Origin of the sequence: Streptomyces sp. CCM_MD2014 (assembly GCF_000772045.1) — a bacterium.
Classification (GTDB): domain Bacteria; phylum Actinomycetota; class Actinomycetes; order Streptomycetales; family Streptomycetaceae; genus Streptomyces; species Streptomyces salinarius.
Window position 1 is genome coordinate 3,114,626 of record NZ_CP009754.1, and the last position, 20,019, is coordinate 3,134,644.

Annotated in this window: 18 protein-coding genes; 9 read left to right on the plus strand and 9 right to left on the minus strand. The window is 72.5% G+C overall.

What is annotated here, in order from left to right:
* The first annotated feature begins 157 nt into the window (after positions 1 to 157).
* Positions 158 to 2,959: a DEAD/DEAH box helicase gene (locus NI25_RS13425; protein ID WP_420710717.1), complete on the plus strand. Its 2,802-nt coding sequence runs from the start codon at positions 158 to 160 to the stop codon at positions 2,957 to 2,959.
* A 121-nt stretch (positions 2,960 to 3,080) separates the two neighbouring features.
* Positions 3,081 to 3,980: an alpha/beta fold hydrolase gene (locus NI25_RS13430; RefSeq protein ID WP_061442672.1), complete on the plus strand. Its 900-nt coding sequence runs from the start codon at positions 3,081 to 3,083 to the stop codon at positions 3,978 to 3,980.
* A 67-nt stretch (positions 3,981 to 4,047) separates the two neighbouring features.
* Here NI25_RS13430 and NI25_RS13435 read toward each other — a convergent pair whose 3' ends face one another.
* Positions 4,048 to 4,944: an NYN domain-containing protein gene (locus tag NI25_RS13435; RefSeq protein WP_061442673.1), complete on the minus strand. Its 897-nt coding sequence runs from the start codon at positions 4,942 to 4,944 to the stop codon at positions 4,048 to 4,050.
* Positions 4,945 to 5,238: 294 nt separating this feature from the next.
* Between NI25_RS13435 and NI25_RS38480 the strand changes: the two genes are divergently transcribed.
* Positions 5,239 to 5,391 (plus strand): hypothetical protein, encoded by a 153-nt coding sequence (locus tag NI25_RS38480; RefSeq protein WP_007444413.1) that lies wholly within the window; start codon positions 5,239 to 5,241, stop codon positions 5,389 to 5,391.
* Between the two features lie 68 nt (positions 5,392 to 5,459).
* Here the strand turns inward: NI25_RS38480 and NI25_RS13445 are convergent, their stop codons facing one another.
* The 3 genes from NI25_RS13445 to NI25_RS13455 all read right to left on the minus strand — a co-directional run bounded on the left by NI25_RS13445 (position 5,460) and on the right by NI25_RS13455 (position 7,902).
* Entirely contained in the window at positions 5,460 to 6,065 is a 606-nt protein-coding gene (locus tag NI25_RS13445) for a MarC family protein (protein WP_061442674.1), read from the minus strand.
* An 87-nt stretch (positions 6,066 to 6,152) separates the two neighbouring features.
* Entirely contained in the window at positions 6,153 to 7,010 is an 858-nt protein-coding gene (locus NI25_RS13450; RefSeq protein WP_061442675.1) for a PHP domain-containing protein, read from the minus strand.
* Between the two features lie 241 nt (positions 7,011 to 7,251).
* Complete coding sequence (locus tag NI25_RS13455) at positions 7,252 to 7,902, minus strand: DUF6758 family protein (protein WP_061442676.1); 651 nt, start codon at positions 7,900 to 7,902, stop codon at positions 7,252 to 7,254.
* A gap of 152 nt (positions 7,903 to 8,054) precedes the next feature.
* Between NI25_RS13455 and NI25_RS13460 the strand changes: the two genes are divergently transcribed.
* On the plus strand, positions 8,055 to 9,278 hold the full coding sequence (locus tag NI25_RS13460; RefSeq protein ID WP_061442677.1) for an MFS transporter: 1,224 nt from the start codon (positions 8,055 to 8,057) through the stop codon (positions 9,276 to 9,278).
* An 89-nt stretch (positions 9,279 to 9,367) separates the two neighbouring features.
* On the opposite strand, the gene NI25_RS13465 is transcribed toward NI25_RS13460, so the two are convergent.
* On the minus strand, positions 9,368 to 9,964 hold the full coding sequence (locus tag NI25_RS13465; RefSeq protein WP_061442678.1) for a suppressor of fused domain protein: 597 nt from the start codon (positions 9,962 to 9,964) through the stop codon (positions 9,368 to 9,370).
* 520 nt (positions 9,965 to 10,484) lie between these two features.
* Here NI25_RS13465 and NI25_RS13470 point away from each other — a divergent pair.
* Both NI25_RS13470 and NI25_RS13475 read left to right on the plus strand, forming a co-directional pair.
* The gene (locus NI25_RS13470) at positions 10,485 to 11,600 is read left to right on the plus strand and encodes a magnesium and cobalt transport protein CorA (protein WP_061442679.1); all 1,116 of its coding nucleotides are present in this window, start codon (positions 10,485 to 10,487) and stop codon (positions 11,598 to 11,600) included.
* A gap of 33 nt (positions 11,601 to 11,633) precedes the next feature.
* Positions 11,634 to 12,146, plus strand: a complete 513-nt coding sequence (locus NI25_RS13475; RefSeq protein ID WP_061442680.1) for a hypothetical protein — start codon at positions 11,634 to 11,636, stop codon at positions 12,144 to 12,146.
* A 28-nt stretch (positions 12,147 to 12,174) separates the two neighbouring features.
* On the opposite strand, the gene NI25_RS13480 is transcribed toward NI25_RS13475, so the two are convergent.
* Entirely contained in the window at positions 12,175 to 12,909 is a 735-nt protein-coding gene (locus NI25_RS13480) for a hypothetical protein (protein WP_061442681.1), read from the minus strand.
* A gap of 291 nt (positions 12,910 to 13,200) precedes the next feature.
* Here NI25_RS13480 and NI25_RS13485 point away from each other — a divergent pair, with 291 nt between their 5' ends.
* From NI25_RS13485 to NI25_RS13495, 3 genes are read left to right on the plus strand one after another with little or no spacing between them, the layout of a single operon-like run.
* On the plus strand, positions 13,201 to 14,502 hold the full coding sequence (locus NI25_RS13485; protein ID WP_061442682.1) for a magnesium transporter MgtE N-terminal domain-containing protein: 1,302 nt from the start codon (positions 13,201 to 13,203) through the stop codon (positions 14,500 to 14,502).
* Positions 14,492 to 15,091, plus strand: coding sequence for a DUF1003 domain-containing protein (locus NI25_RS13490; protein ID WP_061442683.1), 600 nt, complete (start codon positions 14,492 to 14,494; stop codon positions 15,089 to 15,091). Before NI25_RS13485 ends, NI25_RS13490 begins: the two co-directional genes overlap by 11 nt.
* 44 nt (positions 15,092 to 15,135) lie before the next feature.
* Entirely contained in the window at positions 15,136 to 16,269 is a 1,134-nt protein-coding gene (locus tag NI25_RS13495; protein ID WP_061442684.1) for an Mrp/NBP35 family ATP-binding protein, read from the plus strand.
* An 84-nt stretch (positions 16,270 to 16,353) separates the two neighbouring features.
* On the opposite strand, the gene NI25_RS13500 is transcribed toward NI25_RS13495, so the two are convergent.
* The 3 genes from NI25_RS13500 to NI25_RS13510 all read right to left on the minus strand — a co-directional run bounded on the left by NI25_RS13500 (position 16,354) and on the right by NI25_RS13510 (position 19,981).
* The gene (locus NI25_RS13500; protein ID WP_061442685.1) at positions 16,354 to 17,025 is read right to left on the minus strand and encodes a hypothetical protein; all 672 of its coding nucleotides are present in this window, start codon (positions 17,023 to 17,025) and stop codon (positions 16,354 to 16,356) included.
* Positions 17,026 to 17,293: 268 nt separating this feature from the next.
* Positions 17,294 to 17,755 (minus strand): sec-independent translocase, encoded by a 462-nt coding sequence (locus NI25_RS13505; protein WP_061442686.1) that lies wholly within the window; start codon positions 17,753 to 17,755, stop codon positions 17,294 to 17,296.
* 147 nt (positions 17,756 to 17,902) lie between these two features.
* The gene (locus tag NI25_RS13510; protein ID WP_061442687.1) at positions 17,903 to 19,981 is read right to left on the minus strand and encodes a trypsin-like peptidase domain-containing protein; all 2,079 of its coding nucleotides are present in this window, start codon (positions 19,979 to 19,981) and stop codon (positions 17,903 to 17,905) included.
* Positions 19,982 to 20,019 lie beyond the last annotated feature (38 nt).

The following is a 20,019-nucleotide window of genomic DNA, read 5'->3' on the forward strand; positions in this document are numbered from 1 at the left end:
GTACGTGACATCGTCGTCGGGCCGCACGCATGAGGATGCCCGGTCGGTGGCCCGATCGGCTCCGACCCGACAGCCCTCCTGCCGTACGACGAACTGCGTACGGAGCCCGGAGGGGGACCCTCAGTGGTACGAGCGCTGGAGCGTCGACAGAGGTCCCGTGTCCTACGGCTCACCCGTAAGGCAGCCGACGTCCCCGACACGGTCCGGCACGACCCGCGCGCTCGCCTCGCACCACGTACACAGAAGAGGCAGCACCCTGACTACGACGTTCCGATCCCTCGGGATCCTCCCCGAGACCGCCGAAGCCCTCGAAGCCGTCGGCATCACCACCCCGTTCCCGATCCAGGAGCTGACGCTCCCCGTGGCCCTGTCGGGCACGGACGTGATCGGCCAGGCCAAGACCGGCACCGGCAAGACGCTGGGCTTCGGCCTTCCGCTCCTCGAGCGCGTCACCGTCCCCGCCGACGTCGAGGCGGGCCGCGCGGCGCCCGAGGCCCTGACCGACTCCCCGCAGGCCCTCGTCGTCGTCCCGACGCGCGAGCTGTGCCAGCAGGTCACCAACGACCTCCTGACCGCCGGCAAGGTGCGCAACGTCCGCGTCACCGCGATCTACGGCGGCCGGGCCTACGAACCGCAGGTGGAGGCCCTGAAGAAGGGCGTCGACGTGATCGTCGGCACCCCGGGCCGCCTGCTGGACCTCGCCGGCCAGAAGAAGCTGAGCCTCAAGCACGTCAAGTGCCTGGTCCTCGACGAGGCCGACGAAATGCTCGACCTGGGCTTCCTGCCCGACGTCGAGAAGATCATCAACATGCTGCCGGCCCGGCGCCAGACCATGCTCTTCTCGGCGACCATGCCGGGCGCGGTCATCGGACTCGCCCGCCGCTACATGTCGCAGCCCACGCACATCCGCGCCACCTCGCCGGACGACGCGGGCGCCACGGTGGCGAACACCAAGCAGTTCGTCTACCGCGCGCACAACATGGACAAGCCCGAGATGGTGGCCCGCATACTGCAGGCCGAGGGCCGCGGTCTGGCCATGGTCTTCTGCCGCACCAAGCGCACCGCCGCCGACCTCGCCGACCAGCTCAAGCAGCGCGGTTTCGCCTCCGGCGCCGTCCACGGCGACCTCGGCCAGGGCGCCCGCGAGCAGGCCCTGCGCGCCTTCCGCAACGGCAAGGTGGACGTGCTCGTCTGCACCGACGTCGCCGCCCGCGGCATCGACGTCGAGGGCGTGACACACGTCATCAACTACCAGTCGCCGGAAGAGGAGAAGACGTACCTGCACCGCATCGGCCGCACCGGCCGCGCGGGCGCGAAGGGTACGGCGATCACGCTGGTCGACTGGGACGACATCCCGCGCTGGCAGCTGATCAACAAGGCGCTGGACCTGGGCTTCAACGACCCGGCGGAGACCTACTCCACCTCCCCGCACCTGTACACCGACCTCGGCATCCCCGAGGGCACCAAGGGCGTCCTGCCGCGCTCCGCGCGCACCCGCGCCGGGCTCGACGCGGAGGAGCTCGAGGACCTGGGCGAGCCGGGCGGACGCGGTGGCCGCGGGCGCGGCGACCGTGGTGGCCGGGGCGGGCGCGACGACGCGCGTTCCAGCGACCGCGAGCGCGACCGTTCGTCCCGTACGCCGCGCCGCCGCCGTCGGATGCGCGGCGGTGCGCCGGTGGACGCGGAGGCCGCCGCGAGCCCCGCGACCGCCGAGGTCGTGACCGGCGGTACGGACGGGGCCGCCGACGCGGGCGCCGACGCCGCCAAGGGTCCCCGCACGCTGCGCCGCCGGCGCCGTACGCGCGGCGGCGAGCCGTCGCGCCACCCGGAGTCGGCCGCGACGACCGACGTGCCCGCGCCGCAGGCCGCCGAGGACAGCGCGCCGGCGCCTGCCGAGGCCGCGGTCGACGTGGTCACGGAGGCGGCCGAGGTCGCGAAGCCGCGCCGCCGCCGCACCCGCAAGGCCGCGGAGGCTCCGGCGGCCACTGAGGCGACGGCCGTGGAGACCCAGGCCGTCGTCGAGGCCCCGGCGGTTGCGGAGGCATCGGTGGTCGTCGAGGCGCCTGCTGCCGAGGCTCCCGCCGCGAAGCCCCGCCGCCGCACCCGCAAGGCCACGACCGCCGAGACGGCGGTCGACACGGCCGAGGGCGCCACCGAGCCCGCGGCGGAGCCGGCCGAGACCAAGCCGAGGACCCGCCGCACCCGCAAGACCGCCGCGGCCGCCGAGGCCGCCGTACCGGCTCCGGAGGCAGAGGCGACGACCGAGGCCGAGGCCAAGCCCCGCCGTACCCGGAAGACCGCCGCCGCCAAGGCCGAAGCCCCCGCGGAAGGCGCCGCCGACACCGCCGAAGGCACCGAGGCCAAGCCCAAGGCACGCCGCACCCGCAAGACCGCTGCGGCCGCCGAGGCCGCCGTGCCGGCTCCGGAGGCAGAGGCAGAGGCAACGGCCGAGGCCAAGCCCCGCCGCACCCGGAAGACCGCCGCCGCCAAGGCCGAAGCCCCCGCGGAAGGCGCCGCCGACACCGCCGAAGGCACCGAGGCCAAGCCCAAGGCACGCCGCACCCGCAAGACCGCTGCGGCCGCCGAGGCCGCCGTGCCGGCTCCGGAGGCAGAGGCAGAGGCAACGGCCGAGGCCAAGCCCCGCCGCACCCGGAAGACCGCCGCCGCCAAGGCCGAAGCCCCCGCGGAAGGCGCCGCCGACACCGCCGAAGGCACCGAGGCCAAGCCCAAGGCACGCCGCACCCGCAAGACCGCCGCCGCGGCCGAGACCGCCGCCGAGATTCCGGCGCAGGCCTCGCAGGAGCCGGAGGCCGCACCGCGGCGTCGGACCCGTAAGGCCGCGGCCGCCGTCGCGGCGCCCGCCGAGGCCGGCGACACGGCGGAGGCGAAGCCGAAGGCCCGCCGCACCCGCAAGGCGGCCACGGCCGTCACGCAGTCCGCGGAGGCCGGCGAGAGCTGATCCACGCCGCTCGTCCCGCGCCGTCGGCCCGGTCCCGCGCTCCACGCGGGGCCGGGCCGACGGCGTCGTCGGGCCGCACCCGTGCCTCCGTCCGCCGGTCTCCGCCCGATAACCTCTGCCCGTGAGCAGGAACGCCTCCTTCAGCCCGCCCCCGGACGCACGCGCGTACCGGCTGCGCACCGCGCGCGGTGAATTCGCCGTCGTCGACTCGCCGGTGGCCGACGGGGTCGCGCCGAAGGGCGTGGTCGTGATGCTGCCCGGTTTCACGGGGAGCAAGGAGGACTTCACGCTGCTGCACCGGCCGCTGGGTGCGCGCGGGTACCGCACGGTCGCCGTGGACGGCCGGGGGCAGTACGAGTCGGCCGGGCCCGAGCACGACGAGGCCGCGTACGCCCGGCCCGAACTGGCCCGGGACGTGCTGGCACAGGTCGCCGCCCTCGGGACGCGCGTGCATCTCGTCGGGCACTCGCTGGGCGGCCAGATCGCGCGGGCCGCCGTCCTGCTCGACCACGCGCCGTTCCTGTCCCTCACGCTGATGTCCTCGGGCCCGGCGCGGATCTCCGAGTCCCAGCGGCAGCGGGTGAAGCTGCTGCGCGACGCGCTGGCCACGATGACGATGGCCGAGGTCTGGGACGTGATGCAGGCCATGGGGCCGCCGGAGGAGGCGGGCGCCCCGGCCCCCGCCCACGGCCCGGAGGACCCGGTACGGCTGCGCGACCGCTGGCTGGGCACCAGGCCGGCGCAACTGCTCGCCACCGGACACCAGTTGTGCACCGAGCCGGACCGTGTCGCCGAACTCGCCGCAGTGCCGCTGCCGATCCACGTGCTGTCGGGCGCCTACGACGACACCTGGCCCGTACCGCTCCTGGACGAGATGGCCGTACGGCTGGACGCGCGCCGGACGGTCGTCGCGGGCGCCGAGCACTCCCCCAACACCGACCAGCCCCTGCCGACCGCCCGCGCCCTCGCCGGCTTCTGGAACGACCACCCCGCGTCAGACCGGCCGACGCACACCCCCTGAGCCGCTTACCGGCCGGGGCCCGTCCGACCGTGGACCGGACCCGCCCGCCCCGCGGCGCCCGGCACGCCTAGTACTGCGCCCGCAGGTGCTCCCAGAAGCCGTCGCGCAGCGCCCGTCGCAGGTCGGCCTGGCCGCGCAGCGAGTACTGGAGCAGCCCCTCGGCCTCCACCAGCAGGTCCTGGTCCACGGAGCCGGGGAGGTAGGGATGACCGGGGAGCAGTTCCAGCAGGGCGTCGCGGCCCCGCGCCGCCAGCCACTTCGCCGCGATCTGCGCGCCCACGAAGCGGACGTCCTCGCGGGCGGGGCGCAGGGCGACCGTCCCCTCGACGGAGTGGGTCGTGCGCCGGGAGACGTACGGCTTGAAGAAGTCGAGGTCGAGGGTGCGCTGGCTGTCGACCTCCCAGAGCAGCGGGTCGGCCTGGTTGCGTCCCTCGGGGGCCTCGATGCCCCACAGGTGGACGCGGGCGCCGTATCCCTGGGCGGCCTCGACCGCCGACACCAGGTCCTCGTCGCCGCCGAGCAGGGCCGCGTCACTGATGGCCCGGTGCCGGGCGAGGGACTCCAGGTCCGAGCGGATGAGGGAGTCGACGCCCTTCTGCTGGTTGTTCGCGTTCAGATTGCCCAGGCGGACCTTGACGTCCGGCAGCTCGGCGATGGACTGCTGCTCCGCGGTGTGGATGCGGCGCCGGGCGCCGTCGTACCAGTACACGCGCAGCAGGCGGCTGTCCGCGAAGACGCTGCGGGCCTTGTCGATGAGCGCCTCGATCAGGGCCTCGGCGTCCAGGTCGAAGGCCCTGCGGTCCTCGGTCCCGGCCACCAGTCGCCCCGCCGCCGCGTACAGGTAGCCGGCGTCGACGAAGATCGCGTGGGTCGAGGGAGTCTTCGCCACCTCGGCGAGCATGCGCTGGAGCAGCTCGTTCGTGCGATCGATGCGAGCGTGGAGGGGCGCGAGGTCGTCGTTCATCGCCACCCATTGTCCCGGCCGTCACGCTACGAACACAACCGGTCCCGGTCAGTCTTGCATCAGACACCTATCGGGCGGGACCGCCCCCTGCCCCGACCCTCATCTCGTACAAGCACCCCTCACCTTGTAACAAGCGACTTACCTGTCAGTAATTAGTCGTGCGAAAAATTTCCTTAGCGTAGGGAATGTTTGCAGAGGGCATCCCGTTGACCACTACGGAAGCCCGGGCACCGACGACCCAGGAGCCACACCAGTAGTTCTCCGCAGGAGGATGACCAGATCAAGGGAGAGGCCATGCGCTTTGAAGTCATGCGACTCGACGACGTCGACGGGACCCCCGTGGACACGACTGTCGTGGACGCCGCCTCCGTGAACCGCATTGTTCAGCAGGCCGCCGCCATCGGGCAGCGCCTGTGGATCCGCCCCGCCGACACCTCGGCCTTGTAGCGCGGACCCTTCGCACATGCGCAGGGCCCCCGTACGGAACGACACCGTGCGGGGGCCCTGCGGTCGTTTCAGGCGCCCTGGATCACCTGCGTGACGCCGTTGATGATCTGCTGCACGGCGATCGCGGAGAGCATCATGCCGGCCAGGCGGGTCACCAGGACCACGCCGCCGTCCTTGATGACCCGGATGATCAGCAGCGAGTAGCGCATCACCAGCCACAGCACCACGTGGATCGCGAGGATCGCCGCCCACACCGAGACCTGCGTGGTCACGCTGTCCGCCTTCTGCACGGCCAGGATGACCGACACGATCGCCCCGGGCCCGGCGAGCAGCGGCATGCCCAGCGGTACGAGGGCGACGTTGACGTCCTTGGTCTGCTTCGGCTCGTCCGTCTTGCCGGTGAGCAGGTCGAGGGCGATCAGCAGAAGCAGCAGTCCCCCCGCGATCATCAGGGCGGGCACGGAGACGTGCAGGTAGTCCAGGATCTGGTGCCCGAGCAGTCCGAACACCGTGATCACGCCACCGGCGACGCAGACGGCCTGGAAGGCCATCCGGCGCTGCACCTTGGCGGGTCGGCCCGCGGTCAGCGCGAGGAAGATCGGGGTGATCCCGGGGGGATCCATGATGACGAAAAGGGTCAGGAAGAGAGAGCCGAAGACGGCGACGTCGAACATGGGTGTGCTACTGGCCTTGCGGAAGAGGGAGAAGAGTGGAAGGAAGCCCGCCCGAGGGAAGGGCGACGCAGGCGCGCGGGGGTGAGGTCAGGCCCCGCCGGCCCCCGGCACGGGGAACGCCCCGAACGCCCGGCGCGTGATCTCCCCGTACACCTCGGGGTCGGTCGTGTACTCGCCGAGCACACAGGTCTTCCGGCTGCCGTGGTAGTCGCTCGAGCCGGTGACCAGGAGCCCCAGCTCCTTCGCCGTGCCGCGCAGCCGGGCCCGGGTCTCGGCGTCGTGGTCCATGTGGTCGACCTCGATGCCGTCGAGCCCGGCGGCCGCAAGGTCGGCGATCGCGGCCTCGGGCACGGTGCGGCCGCGCTTGGCGGCGGCCGGGTGCGCGAACACGGCGACGCCGCCCGCACCCTTGATCAGCCGGAGCGCCTCGAAGGGGTCTGTCTCGTGCTTCTCCACGTGGGCCCGGCCGCCGTCGGCCAGCCAGTCCCGGGTGAAGGCGTCGTTCACGGTCGGGACGACGCCCAGTTCCACCAGGGCGGAGGCCACGTGCGGCCGGCCGACCGAGCCGTCACCGGCGATCCTGGCGACCTGCTCCCAGGTGACGGGCACGCCGAGCTCGTTGAGCTTGGCGACCATGGCCCGGGCCCGGGGCACCCGGTCGTCCCGGACCAGCTCGCGTTCGGCGAGCAGGGCGGGCTCCTCGGGGTCGAAGAGGTAGGCCAGCATGTGCATGCTGACGCCGTCGAGGCGGCAGGAGAGCTCGGCGCCGGTGACGAGGGTGAGCCCCTCGGGCAGCGCGGCGACCGCCTCGGCGTGGCCCCGGGTGGTGTCGTGGTCGGTCAGCGCGACGACGTCGAGGCCGGTCGCGGCGGCCTTGCGCACCAGCTGGGCCGGGGTGTCCGTGCCGTCGGACGCGGTGGAGTGGGTGTGCAGATCGATGCGCACGACGCTGACTCCAAGCGGTGACGGGACGGAAGGGGACGCTCAAGGATAACCGGAACCAGACCCCCCACCGTCACACCCGCAGGACCCCTGCACCCCCTACGCGCCCCGCTCACCCACGACACCGCGACGGCGCCAGGCACCGCGATAGCGCCACGGCACCACGGAATCACGACATCACGGCATCACGGCAGCGCCACGGCATCACGGCATCACCGCAGAGCGCCACGGCATCACGGCAGCGCTACGCCACCGTCGGCTCGATCAGCCGCGGCGACAGCGCCCCGCACGGCACCAGGTCCACCTCGGCGCCCGCGTCCCGCAGGTCGGTCAGCACCAGCTCCTCGTACATCAGCAGCCCCGACCGCTCGGGCCACACGACGGCCCACAGCCACATCCCGAGGGCCTCCCCGGCGAAGACGGCACGGTCGACGGGACCGCCGGAGACGTGCCACAGGGGGGTGGGCCGGCCCGCGGCCAGGACCTTGACCTGGGGCGGCTTCTCGACGTCCAGGTACGGGCCGGGGTCCGGGGCGTCCAGGCCCGCGTACCGCGCGCCGAGGCCGACGCCGATCTCCTCGGCGACCAGGATCAGCTCACCGATGCCACCCAGCGGGCCGGGTCCGGAACAGGCCACGGCGGTCGCCCGCCCCCCGCTGCGGTCGTCGCCCGCACACGCGACGCCGGTGAACAGCCAGCCGACCGGCAGCGGCCAGGGCATCCAGACCGGGACCTGCGTGCGGTGCACCACGACGCCGAGCGCCTCGACGCTGGGCGGGAGTACGGGCTGCACCGGGTGCACCGTGCCGTGCAGGTCGCACTGCCAGGAATCGGCGAAGAGGCCGGGAGCCCTGACCCGGCCACCACACTTCGGGCAACTGGGTTCGCCCCTCATAGAGCCCCACGGTCCTACCCTCACCCGCCCACGTCAAGGACGATCACCCGTCCGCAGAACTAGCTGCATGTTGCATTAATTAGCTCAGCTAACTTACTATGTGTATACGCCAACCATTTGGCACCCATCTCGTCGGCATTGGAGAGCAAGCAATGGATCCCTTCGACGCGGGTGCGGGCGGCATCCTGCGGCAGCCCAAGGCCGTGTGGGCGACCGCGGGAGCGTCGGTCGTGGCCTTCATGGGCATCGGCCTCGTGGACCCGATCCTCCCGTCCATCGCCAAGGGCCTGGACGCGAGCGCCGGGCAGGTCTCGCTCCTGTTCACCTCGTACTTCCTCATCACCGCCCTGGCGATGCTGGTCACCGGCTTCGTCTCCAGCCGCATCGGCGGCCGCAAGACCCTGCTGCTCGGCCTGGCCTTCGTCGTGGTCTTCGCGGGCCTGGCCGGCACCTCCGACACCGTCGGCCAGCTCGTCGGCTACCGGGCCGGCTGGGGACTGGGCAACGCCCTGTTCGTCTCGACGGCCCTGGCGGTGATCGTCGGTGCGGCGGCCGGCGGCAGCGCCGCCGCGATCCTGCTCTACGAGTCCGCCCTGGGCCTCGGCATGGCCTGCGGTCCACTGCTGGGAGCGCTGCTCGGCGACGCCAGCTGGCGCTACCCGTTCTTCGGCACGGCCTTCCTGATGGCGATCGGCTTCCTGTGCATCTCGGTGTTCCTGAAGGAACAGCCGAAGCCGGCCCGCAAGACCTCGCTGCTCGACCCGATCAGGGCCCTGGGCCACGGCGGCCTCGCCTCCGCGGCGGTATCGGCGTTCTTCTACAACTACACGTTCTTCACCGTGCTGGCCTTCACCCCCTTCGTGCTGAACATGACGCCGTACAAGTCCGGCGCCGTGTTCTTCGCCTGGGGTGTGCTGCTCGCCGTCTTCTCGGTGCTGGTGGCCCCGCGCATGCAGAAGCGCTTCGGCTCGCTCAAGGTGCTCGGCGGCTCACTGGTGCTGCTCGCGGCCGACGTGCTCGTCCTCGGATACGGCAACCACACCGCGGCCATCGTCTGCACGATCCTGTCCGGCGCGTTCATCGGCGTGAACAACACCGTCTACACCGAGCTGGCTCTCGGGGTCTCGGACGCGCCGCGCCCGGTGGCCAGCGCGGGCTACAACTTCGTGCGCTGGTTCGCCGCGGCGGCCGCGCCCTACTTCGCGCCGAAGATCGAGGAGTGGACCGACGTCCACATCCCGTTCGTGGTGGCGGCGGTGACCGCCGTGCTCGGCGCGGCCGTGGTCGTCGTACGCCGCCGGGCGCTCACCCACGAGGCGCAGGAGCTGGAGCCCGTGCACGCCACCGAGGACTCGGTCACGGTCTTCGCCGACTGACCGGCTTCGCCGGCCGACCACCTTCGCCGACCACCCGGCGCCGCGCCAACTCACGAGAGGGGACCCGTGAGTTGCGTCACCCGGCCGGATCAGTCCAGGGGAACGGACCTGCGCGACGGATCGCGCAGGTCCGTTCCGTGGCTGAGCCAGCGTTCCTGGAGGGCCGGCGCGCCGTGCACGCGCTTCCAGGCGGCCTCGTTCGGCGTCATGGGCAACAGCGGCAGGAACCGCACGGGGTCCAGCGGGGCGTCCAGCTCCAGGTCCTCCACCAGGCCACCCGGCTCGGCGACCAGGACGGAGGTGAACGGGGCCCCGGGCCACAGCGGCTCACCGACGTCCAGCGAGGCTCCCGGCGCCACGATCACGCCCTCGACCTGCGGGGACGCGGCCAGCACGGCGAGCGGGCGCAGCACCTTGTCGGTGTCGGCCACCCCGGCCCGCACGGAGAGGACCAGCTCGGCGCGGGGGCCCTTGACCGGGTCGGCGAGCACGGCCGTGGGGTCCGCCATGGGCTGAGCCGACATGCCGAGGGTGGCGTAGCGGACGACGTCGCCCTCTTGGCCGGCGGCGGGGAAACGCAGCACCTCGATGCGGTCGGTGCCGAGGAAGGTGACCGCCGCGCGCGCGTCCGGCTCGCCCAGCGCACTGTGCAACCGGGCCTCGACCAGAGGAAGAACATCAGCCATGCGGCGAGCATAGAACTCGTCGCAAAGAGGCAAAGCGGCGCCTTGACACGTCGGGCGACTGGTACTCTGGGCCAGCGGTTCGGGGCAGCACGCAGCGCGTCGCGATCAAGTCCCCGACGCTGTGGAATCTCCCCTACGGGGAACCCCTCTAAACAAGGGGAATGGATCGTCCCTCACGAGGGACCGGCCGGAGGAGGTGGGGCTGGCATGGACCGAAGTCGACCGTGCAGTACCACCCGCTCTTCCGGCCGCTGACGCAGCCTCGCCGGTTTTCTTTCCGTCGCCGCTTTTCGTCCGCGCGCCCCCACGGAAGAGCACTTCGTCTCGTTTTGCCTGACCCGGCCGTCGGTCCGCCGCCGGTCCGGATCAGCCGCTGAATCAGCAGCGAAGCCGGCCACCGCGACGGTGCGGTGCCCCCCGCTTTGTGGACGCGCCGAGCACGCGTGGTCAGGACGTCCTCATTCCGGGCGGTTCCATCCGTCACCGGCCTCCTTCGCTGCCCGCCGCGAAGGAGCCTGCCATGTCGATGATCCGTGACCTGCGCGCCGTGGTCCGCCCGTCCCGCGTCTCCCTGCGCAAGGACGGCGGCGCCTACGACACCACCCGTGACCCGGCGACCGCCTCCGCCGTCGTCGACTGCGCCGTCTACCGCGACGGCACCCGCGTCGAGACCGACGTGCCGCTGACCCCGCACACGGCGATGCGCCAGGTGCGCCGCGACGGCGGCTTCGTGTGGATCGGTCTGCACGAGCCCACCGAGGCCGAGTTCGCCGGTATCGCCCGGGAGTTCGGGCTGCACCCGCTGGCCGTGGAGGACGCCGTCCAGGCCCACCAGCGGCCCAAGCTGGAGCGCTACGACGACTCCCTGTTCACGGTCTTCAAGACCGTCCACTACGTCGACCACGACCAGCTCACCGCCAACAGCGAGGTCGTCGAGACCGGCGAGGTCATGTGCTTCACCGGGCGGGACTTCTTCATCACCGTCCGGCACGGCGGCCAGGGCTCGCTGCGCGCCCTGCGGTGCCGGCTCCAGGAGGACCCCGAGCTGCTGCTCAAGGGCCCCTCGGCGGTGCTGCACGCCATCGCCGACCACGTCGTCGACGGTTACATCGCGGTCGCCGACGCGGTGCAGGACGACATCGACGAGGTCGAGACCGAGGTGTTCTCGCCGGGCCGCAAGGGCACCCCGCGCGGCACGGACGCCGGCCGGATCTACCAACTCAAGCGCGAGGTGCTGGAGTTCAAGCGGGCGGTGGCGCCGCTGCTGCGCCCCATGCAGCTGCTCAGCGAGCGGCCGATGCGGCTGGTCGACCCGGAGATCCAGAAGTACTTCCGGGACGTCGCCGACCACGTGGCGCGGGTCCAGGAGCAGGTCATCGGCTTCGACGAACTGCTGAACTCCATCCTCCAGGCCAACCTCGCCCAGGCGTCCGTCGCGCAGAACGAGGACATGCGCAAGATCACCTCCTGGGCCGCGATCATCGCCGTGCCGACGATGGTGTGCGGGGTCTACGGCATGAACTTCGACTACATGCCGGAGACCCACTGGAAGTTCGGCTACCCGCTGGTCCTGTCGATCACGGTCGGCATCTGTCTGGGCATCCACCGCACGCTCAAGCGCAACGGCTGGCTCTGAGCCCGGCCGCGGGCCGCTGGATAGGCTGACCGCATGACAAGCGAGCTGCTCGACAAGGCCCTCGTCGAGGAGGCCACGAAGAAGTCCGGCCTCATCTGGGTCAAGGGCCCCGGGATGCCCGCACGGGCACTGTGGCACGTCTGGCACGAGGGCGCGGCCTGCGTCGTCGGCGACGGGCCGGGCGAGCAGCCGCTGCCCGGGCTTGCCGACGGAGCCGCGGCCGAGGTCACGGTGCGCAGCAAGGACAAGGGCGGCCGGCTGGTCTCCTGGGCCGCGCGCGTCGTCGAGCTGCCGTCCGGTTCCGAGGCGTGGCAGGCGGCCGTCGGCGACCTCAAGGGCAAGCGGCTGAACGCCCCGGACGGCGAGGCGATGACCGGCCGCTGGGCCCGTGAGTGCCGGGTACTGCGCCTGGAGCCGACGGGGAGCACGGCGCCGCTGCCCGACACCTCGCTGGCCGAGGCACCGCTGCCGAGCCCGGCGACGACCCGGCTGCCGGTGCCGGCGGGGCTGCCCCGGCTGCTGCTGAAGCGACGCAAGCGACGCTGACGGCGCCGGGTCCTTGAAGGGAGGCCCCTCAGGAGGACGGCAGTTGCCTGCCGTAGTCCAGGGTGTCCTCCTTCGCCGGCGGCTCCAGCGCGAAGTCCTTGTTCCAGTCCGAGAAGCCGATCGTGCCCGCGCTGCCCGCCCGCACCAGCCGCAGCGGGTAGGGCTTGCCCTCCAGCGAGACGTCCAGCGAGCCGCCCGCGCCGTCGTCGCCGGTGATCCGGATGGTGCGCACGCCCGCCTGCTCGTGGCGGCCGTCCGTCTTGACCGTGCCGTGCAGGGTCAGCAGACCGTCGAGGAGGACGTCCTTGTCCGTGAAGCCGCTGAACTTCTTGTACACGGGGTCGCTCTGCGGCACCTTCACGTACTTGCCGGCCAGCTTGTCGGCCGCCTTGGCGTCGCCGTCGTCGTGGCTCCAGAACTCGGCGTCGGCCTTGAGGAAGAGCTGCTCGCCGACGCGCAGCAGTCCGAACGTCGTCCCCTCGGCGGCGACCGACCCGGTCCCCCCGTCGGCCTTCAGCCGCATGTCCAGGGTGTACTTGCTGCCGCCGGCGTCCACGGTGCCGTGCAGCCGTACCGTCTCGGCGGCCTCGGCGGCCGTGGTGGCCTTCGCGTGGATCTTGTCCGGCGTGAGCTTCCCGAGGCCGTTGGTGCCCGCGTCGGGGTCCTCGCTGCCGCATCCCGTCAGCCCGGCTCCCGTCACGGCCAGGGCACACACGCCCAGCCAGGCGGCCCTGCTGATTCGGCGCCGGGGAGTCACAGACACAGGTGGAACTGCCTTTCTGACAGGGCTGACACGAGTCCGACGGGCATCGGCGGCGAGCCGACGGAGCCTGGGCCGCAGCGTACCGGGGCGGTGCGGGGCCGACGGAGCCAGTCCGTCCGGACCGGCCACCAGGGCGAGGCCGATCGGGACGGGCTAGCCTGAAGCGCGTCCGAGCGGGCAATTCGGAAAAGAGACACCGTACGAATCAGCTTTCACGCACTCACTCGACTCTCTCGACCTGCACGAACTCTCGCTCGGCTCCACGGAGCGTGCGGAAAGGAGGCCGCGGCCATGGCAGCGGGCGCCCCCCGGATCTTCGTCTCCCACCTCTCCGGCATCGCCGTCTTCGACCCGGCGGGTGACCAGGTGGGACGCGTGCGCGATCTGGTCGTCATGCTCCGCGTCGGCCGCAAACCCCCGCGTGTCCTCGGGCTGGTCGTCGAACTCACCACGCGCCGCCGGATCTTCCTGCCCATGACCCGGGTCACCGGCATCGAGTCCGGCCAGGTCATCACCACCGGCGTCCTGAACGTCCGGCGCTTCGAGCAGCGGCCCACCGAACGCCTCGTCTTCGGCGAGCTGCTCGACCGGCGGGTCACGCTCACCGAGACGGGTGAGGAGGTCACGGTGCTGGACCTGTCGGTGCAGCAGCTGCCCGCCCGCCGGAACTGGGAGATCGACAAGGTCTTCGTCCGCAAGGGCAGGAAGGGCGGTGCCTTCCGGCGCAACAAGGGCGAGACCCTCACCGTCGAGTGGTCCGGCGTGACCGGCTTCTCCGTCGAGGAGCAGGGGCAGGGTGCCGAGAACCTGCTGGCGACCTTCGAGCAGCTGCGCCCCGCGGACCTCGCCAACGTCCTGCACCACCTGTCCGCCAAGCGCCGCGCCGAGGTCGCCGCCGCCCTCGACGACGACCGGTTGGCCGACGTGCTGGAGGAGCTGCCCGAGGACGACCAGATCGAGATCCTCGGCAAGCTCAAGGAGGAGCGCGCCGCGGACGTCCTGGAGGCCATGGACCCCGATGACGCCGCCGACCTTCTCGGCGAGCTGCCCGAGGCGGACAAGGAGCGGCTGCTGAGCCTGATGCAGCCCGGCGACGCGGCCGACATGCGACGCCTGATGGCCTACGAGGAGCACACGGCCGGCGGTCTGATGACGACCGAGCCGATCGTGCTGCGGCCCGACGCGACCGTCGCCGACGCCCTGGCCCGCATCCGCAACCCCGACCTCTCCCCGGCCCACGCCGCCCAGGTCTACGTCTGCCGGCCGCCCGAGGAGACCCCGACCGGCAAGTACCTGGGCACGGTCCATTTCCAGCGCCTGCTGCGGGACCCCCCGTACACGCTGGTCGGCTCGATCCTCGACGACGACCTGCAGCCCCTGGAACCGGACGCCGCGCTGCCCGTGGTCGCCGGGTTCTTCGCGGCGTACGACATGGTCGCGGCGCCCGTGGTCGACGACTCGGGGGCGCTGCTGGGCGCGGTCACCGTGGACGACGTACTGGACCACATGCTGCCCGACGACTGGCGGGAGACCGAGTACCACCTGGGCGACTCGGCCGGGACGACGGGGGAGGTGGGCGCCGGTGGTGCCTGAGCGCGAGACGACGACCCGGGAGCGCGCAGCGTCGGGGGCGACGGCGTCCTCCCGGGCGCGGGCCCGCCTCGACCAGCCCCGCCCGCCGCGCCGCAGGCTGCTGCCCGAGTGGGATCCGGAGGCGTTCGGCAGGCTCTCCGAGCGCATCGCGCGGTTCCTGGGCACCGGGCGGTTCATCGTCTGGATGACGGTCGTCATCATCGTGTGGGTGGTGTGGAACGTGTCCGCGCCGAGCGGGCTGCGCTTCGACGAGTACCCGTTCATCTTCCTGACGCTGATGCTGTCCCTGCAGGCCTCCTACGCGGCCCCCCTCATCCTGCTCGCGCAGAACCGGCAGGACGACCGGGACCGGGTCAACCTCGAGCAGGACCGCAAGCAGAACGAGCGGTCGATCGCCGACACCGAGTACCTGACCCGGGAGATCGCCGCCCTGCGCATCGGGCTCGGCGAGGTCGCCACGCGGGACTGGATCCGCTCGGAGCTGCAGGACCTGGTCAAGGACCTGGAGGAGCGGCAGAACGGCCATCACCCCGACCGCGGGGTATTCCCGGCGGATCGGTCCGCGGGGCGTGACGTACACGACCGCTGACGGGGCTTTCCGCGCCCCGTGGGCAGCGCCGTACCATCGTGTCTATGGCTACGGAAGACGCGGTGCGCGAAGCACTGGCGACGGTGAACGACCCCGAGATCAACCGGCCCATCACCGAGCTGGGGATGGTCAAGTCGGTGGAGATCGGCGCGGACGGAGCGGTCGCGGTCGCCGTGTACCTGACGGTCTCCGGCTGTCCCATGCGGGACACCATCACGCAGCGCGTGAGCGACGCGGTGTCGCGGGTCGAGGGCGTCACGCGCGTCGACGTCGAGCTGGACGTGATGAGCGACGAGCAGCGCAAGGAGCTGGCCGCCGCGCTGCGCGGCGGGCAGACCGAGCGCGAGGTGCCCTTCGCCAAGCCGGGCAGCCTGACCCGGGTGTACGCGGTGGCGTCCGGCAAGGGCGGCGTCGGCAAGTCCTCGGTGACGGTGAACCTGGCGGCCTCGATGGCGGCCGACGGCCTGAAGGTTGGTGTCGTGGACGCCGACATCTACGGCCACTCGGTGCCGCGCATGCTGGGCGCCGACGGGCGTCCCACCCAGGTCGAGAACATGATCATGCCGCCTTCGGCCAACGGCGTGAAGGTCATCTCGATCGGCATGTTCACCCCGGGCAACGCGCCGGTGGTCTGGCGCGGCCCGATGCTGCACCGCGCGCTCCAGCAGTTCCTCGCGGACGTGTACTGGGGCGACCTGGACGTGCTGCTGCTCGACCTGCCGCCCGGCACCGGCGACATCGCGATCTCGGTGGCGCAGCTCGTGCCGAACGCCGAGATCCTGGTCGTGACGACCCCTCAGCAGGCCGCCGCCGAGGTGGCGGAGCGGGCCGGTGCCATCGCGGTGCAGACCCACCAGAAGATCGTCGGCGTCGTGGAGAACATGTCCGGGCTGCCCTGCCCGCACTGCGGCGAGATGGTCGACGTCTTCGGCACCGGCGGCGGGCAGGCGGTCGCCGACGGCCTGACCCGCACGACCGGTGCGTCGGTGCCGGTCCTCGGCGCCATCCCGATCGACGTCCGGCTGCGCGAGGGCGGCGACGAGGGCAAGCCCGTCGTCCTGTCCGACCCGGACTCCCCGGCGGGCGCGGCCCTGCGCTCGATCGCGGGCAAGCTCGGGGGCCGTCAGCGGGGCCTTTCGGGGCTGTCGCTGGGGATCACGCCGAAGAACAAGTTCTGACGTTCCGTACGGGACACGGGAACGGGGCGCTGTCCGCCGGGACGGCGCCCCTCGTCGTACGTACGGCTGTGGGGCGGGCCCCGGTCAGGCGTACGCGGCGATGTCCTTGACGACGGCGAAGGCCAGCCCGTAGGCGCTCATGCCCCGCCCGTACGCGCCGAGGTGGACGCCCTGATCGGTGGAGCCGGCCAGCACCCAGCCGAACTCGGACTCCCGGTAGTGGAAGGGCGTCGGCACGCCGTCCACCGGGAGGGAGAGCGTCGTCCAGGCCTCGCCGTCCAGGTCGTCCGCGAGGACCCACGCGGTCTCGGTCTGCTGCTCCAGCCAGTCGTCGCGCAGGGAGTGGTCCATCTGGCCGGGCCAGGTGAAGGACAGCAGCCCCACTCCGGCGAGCCAGGCCGCCGTGGACACCGAGGTGGCCTCCAGCAGGCCGGTGCCGTCGGCGCTGCGCCGGTCGGGGTTGGCCGCGACGGTCACGACGACCGCGAACTTCTCCTTGGCGTCCTGCTCGTCGCCCGCCACGTGCTCGTTGCGCACCGACGGCTCGTCGCCGTGCCCGATCGAACCGTGTTCCACCGCCCCGTCGGCCGCCGTACCGATCTGCATCAGCCGCCGCGGTCCCGTGAAGGCCTCGTCGAGGCCGTACCAGGGGAAGGGCGCACGCAGGTAGCCGTCGACCGTCTGCCGGCCCGCGGAGGACTGCGGTCCGCCCTCCGCGGCCGGCGTCTGCGCGACTGCCCGACTCGTCGTCTCCATGTGCCCGGACGCCTCCTCGCTCTCGTCGGACCGTGCCCGCCCCCCTTCGGGCGCACTCGTCCGGTCCGCACAACAACTCGGGCAGCATAGCCACACCGCTGGCGGCAACCGGGGAATCGCCCGGCGCGTGGGCCGCGCGGGCGTCGCCTTCAGGTCTTGTGCGCCCCGTCCGGAGTATGAGACACGTCACGTTCGCTGGGTGCGGGCCGGACGCGGAGGCCGGACGCGCGGGCGGCGGGACGCGGAGGAGTGGATCGGGTGGAGTGGATCAGGTGGCGTCCGCGTCGAAGGGCGGGCGGTCGTCGGCGGGCTTGTCGAGCTTCGCGGGAGTCTCGGGCTTCTTCGACATGTCGATACGGCCGCTGCCGGAGCCGGAGGACGACGAACCGGAGGACGAGGCCTCGGTGTCACGGCCGTGGACCGCGTCCGCGACCTCGGCCATCTCCTTCTTCAGGTCGAAGCCGTTGCGGATCTCCTTGAGCCCCAGCTCGTCGTTGTCCAGCTGCTTGCGGATGAACGTCTTGGGGTTCAGGTCCTCGAACTCGAAGTCCTTGAACTCGGGGCCCAGCTCCTGGCGGATGTCCTGCTTGGCGCTGTCCGAGAACTCCCGGATCTTCCGGATGGTGCGCGTCACGTCCTGGATGACCTTGGGGAGCTTGTCCGGACCGAAGACGAGCACGGCGAGGACGACGAGCGTCACCAGCTCTAGTGCGCCTATGTCATTGAACACCTGAAGCTCCTTGGAATGTCCGGGCCGCCACCACGGTACCCGCCGACCCCGTCCGACCGGTACCGTCCCGGGGGCCCCGAGCGGGTGTACGTGACCGCTTTCCGAATTGTTTGCCTTCCTGGCGCCTTGTCGGGACCTGCGCGACGGTCAGTCGCCGTCGGCCGAGCCGAGCACCAGTGAGACCTTCGTCTCCTCGCCCTCGCGTTCCAGGGTCAGCTCCAGACGGTCGCCGGGGCGGTGGGCGCGGGTCTTGACGATGAGTTCCTCGCCGGAGTGCACACGCTGTCCGTCGACCGCGGTGATGACGTCCCCCGGCTCGATGCCGGCCTTGGCGCCGGGGCCGCCCGGGGTGACGGCCGGTCCCCCGTCGCTGCCCTTGGCGCCGACGCGGGCGCCGTCACCGGCGTAGCCCATGTCGAGGGTGATGCCGATGACCGGGTGGGTGGCCCTGCCGGTGTTGATCAGTTCCTCGGCGACGCGCTTGCCCTGGTTGATGGGGATGGCGAAGCCGAGGCCTATGGAACCGGCCTGGCCGCCGTCCGACTCGGCGCTGCCGCTGTCGGCGGAGCGGATGGCGGAGTTGATGCCGATGGCCCGGCCCTGGCCGTCCAGGAGGGGGCCGCCGGAGTTGCCGGGGTTGATGGGCGCGTCGGTCTGGAGCGCGTCGACGTAGGAGACGTCGCTGCCGTCGCCCTCCTCGCCGCCGGCGGTGATGGGCCGTTCCTTCGCGCTGATGATGCCGGAGGTGACCGTGCCGGCCAGGTCGAAGGGGGCGCCGATGGCGACGACGGGGTCGCCGACCCGTACGTTGTCGGAGTTGCCGAGGGGCATCGGAGTGAGGCCGCTGACGCCCTTGACCTTCACCACGGCGAGGTCGTACCCGCTGTCCCGGCCGACGACCGTGGCCTCGGCGGTGTCGCCGCTGTTGAAGGTCACGGTTATCTCGCCGCCGGAGCCGGCGGGCTCCACGACGTGGTTGTTGGTGAGGATGTGGCCGCGGTCGTCGAGGACGAACCCGGTGCCGGTGCCGGCCGCCTCGCTGCCGCTCACGTGCAGGGTCACCACGCTGGGCAGGGCCCGCGCGGCGATGCCCGCGACGCTGTCCGGAGCCCGCTCCGCCGCCTCGGGAGCGGCCTGCGGCAGCTCCACCGTGCCCATGCCGCCGTTGCGTTCCAGGTACGCGCCCACGGCGCCGCCGAGGCCGCCGGAGACCAGGGCGATGAGCAGGGCCCCGCCGACCAGCGTCCTCGTCGCCCGCCGGCCCCTCCGCCTCGGCGGCTGGCCGGCCGCTTCCTGGTGCCGGGCCGCGGAGGCGGCCCAGGGGTCGTAACGCCCCCACGGATCGGCGGAGGGCTCGACCCCGGGTGCCGGGGTCGCCGGACCCGCCCACGGGTCGGGGGCCGACGGCGGGTCCGCGAACGCCGGGTCGGGAGCCACGCCCGGAGGCGCAGACGGCGCCGGTACGGCCGGTGCGGGTACGGCCTGTGCCGGTACGGCCGGGGCGGGCGCCACGCCCGGAGGCGCAGACGGCGCCGGTACGGCCGGTGCGGGTACGACCGGTGCGGGTACGGCCTGTGCCGGTACGGCCTGTGCCGGTACGGCCGGTGCGGGTACGGCCGGTGTGTGCGGGGCGGGTTCGTGCGGAGCCGCCGTGACCGTGCCGTGCGCCGGTGTGGCCGCCGCCGGGTGCTGGACCGGCGGAGCGGGGGCCCAGGGGCCCGGCTCACCGTACGGCGGGGTGCTGTACGGGTCGGGCTCGTGGAGCGGCTTGGGACGCTCGGCGGCCGACGCTCCGTCGACGCCCGGCGCGGGGCCGCTCTCCGCCGGTGCCTGCGAGCCGGTGTCCACCACCGGACCGGCGTCGGCGTCCGCCTGCCGGTGTACGCCCGCGTCCACCGCCTCCGCAGCCGTGCCGGCGACGGCATGGCTGTCGTCGTCGCGGTCGTGGTCGGTGCGCTGACGCGGCCGGGCGTCCGTCGGTTCGTTCCGGTCGGACAGGGGACGGTCCAGCTCGTAGTCCCCCTCGTCGGTCGCGCGGGGCGGCATCGGGCGTTCCGGCTCGAAGTCGCCGGCCTCGGCGTCCCCGTCGTCGGGGACCGCACCCGCGGCCGTTCCCTCGGGGGCGGCCGGGCGGGGGCGTTCCAGTTCGAAGTCGCCGTCGGGTGCGTCTTCGGACGCGCGGGGACGACTCCACCACTTCGCCTTCGTGGGCTTCCCCTCGTTCATGTTCTCCCCCGCAGCTGACCGCAGATCGTCGGCACCCA

Excerpts from the sequence above, each read along its gene's own strand:
- NI25_RS13435 (WP_061442673.1), bottom strand. The coding sequence starts at position 4,944 with ATGAACGACGACCTCGCGCCCCTCCACGCTCGCATCGATCGCACGAAC.
- NI25_RS38480 (WP_007444413.1), top strand. The coding sequence starts at position 5,239 with ATGCGCTTTGAAGTCATGCGACTCGACGACGTCGACGGGACCCCCGTG.
- NI25_RS13445 (WP_061442674.1), bottom strand. The coding sequence starts at position 6,065 with ATGTTCGACGTCGCCGTCTTCGGCTCTCTCTTCCTGACCCTTTTCGTC.
- NI25_RS13455 (WP_061442676.1), bottom strand. The coding sequence starts at position 7,902 with ATGAGGGGCGAACCCAGTTGCCCGAAGTGTGGTGGCCGGGTCAGGGCT.
- NI25_RS13460 (WP_061442677.1), top strand. The coding sequence starts at position 8,055 with ATGGATCCCTTCGACGCGGGTGCGGGCGGCATCCTGCGGCAGCCCAAG.
- NI25_RS13465 (WP_061442678.1), bottom strand. The coding sequence starts at position 9,964 with ATGGCTGATGTTCTTCCTCTGGTCGAGGCCCGGTTGCACAGTGCGCTG.
- NI25_RS13470 (WP_061442679.1), top strand. The coding sequence starts at position 10,485 with ATGTCGATGATCCGTGACCTGCGCGCCGTGGTCCGCCCGTCCCGCGTC.
- NI25_RS13475 (WP_061442680.1), top strand. The coding sequence starts at position 11,634 with ATGACAAGCGAGCTGCTCGACAAGGCCCTCGTCGAGGAGGCCACGAAG.
- NI25_RS13485 (WP_061442682.1), top strand. The coding sequence starts at position 13,201 with ATGGCAGCGGGCGCCCCCCGGATCTTCGTCTCCCACCTCTCCGGCATC.
- NI25_RS13495 (WP_061442684.1), top strand. The coding sequence starts at position 15,136 with ATGGCTACGGAAGACGCGGTGCGCGAAGCACTGGCGACGGTGAACGAC.
- NI25_RS13500 (WP_061442685.1), bottom strand. The coding sequence starts at position 17,025 with ATGGAGACGACGAGTCGGGCAGTCGCGCAGACGCCGGCCGCGGAGGGC.
- NI25_RS13510 (WP_061442687.1), bottom strand. The coding sequence starts at position 19,981 with ATGAACGAGGGGAAGCCCACGAAGGCGAAGTGGTGGAGTCGTCCCCGC.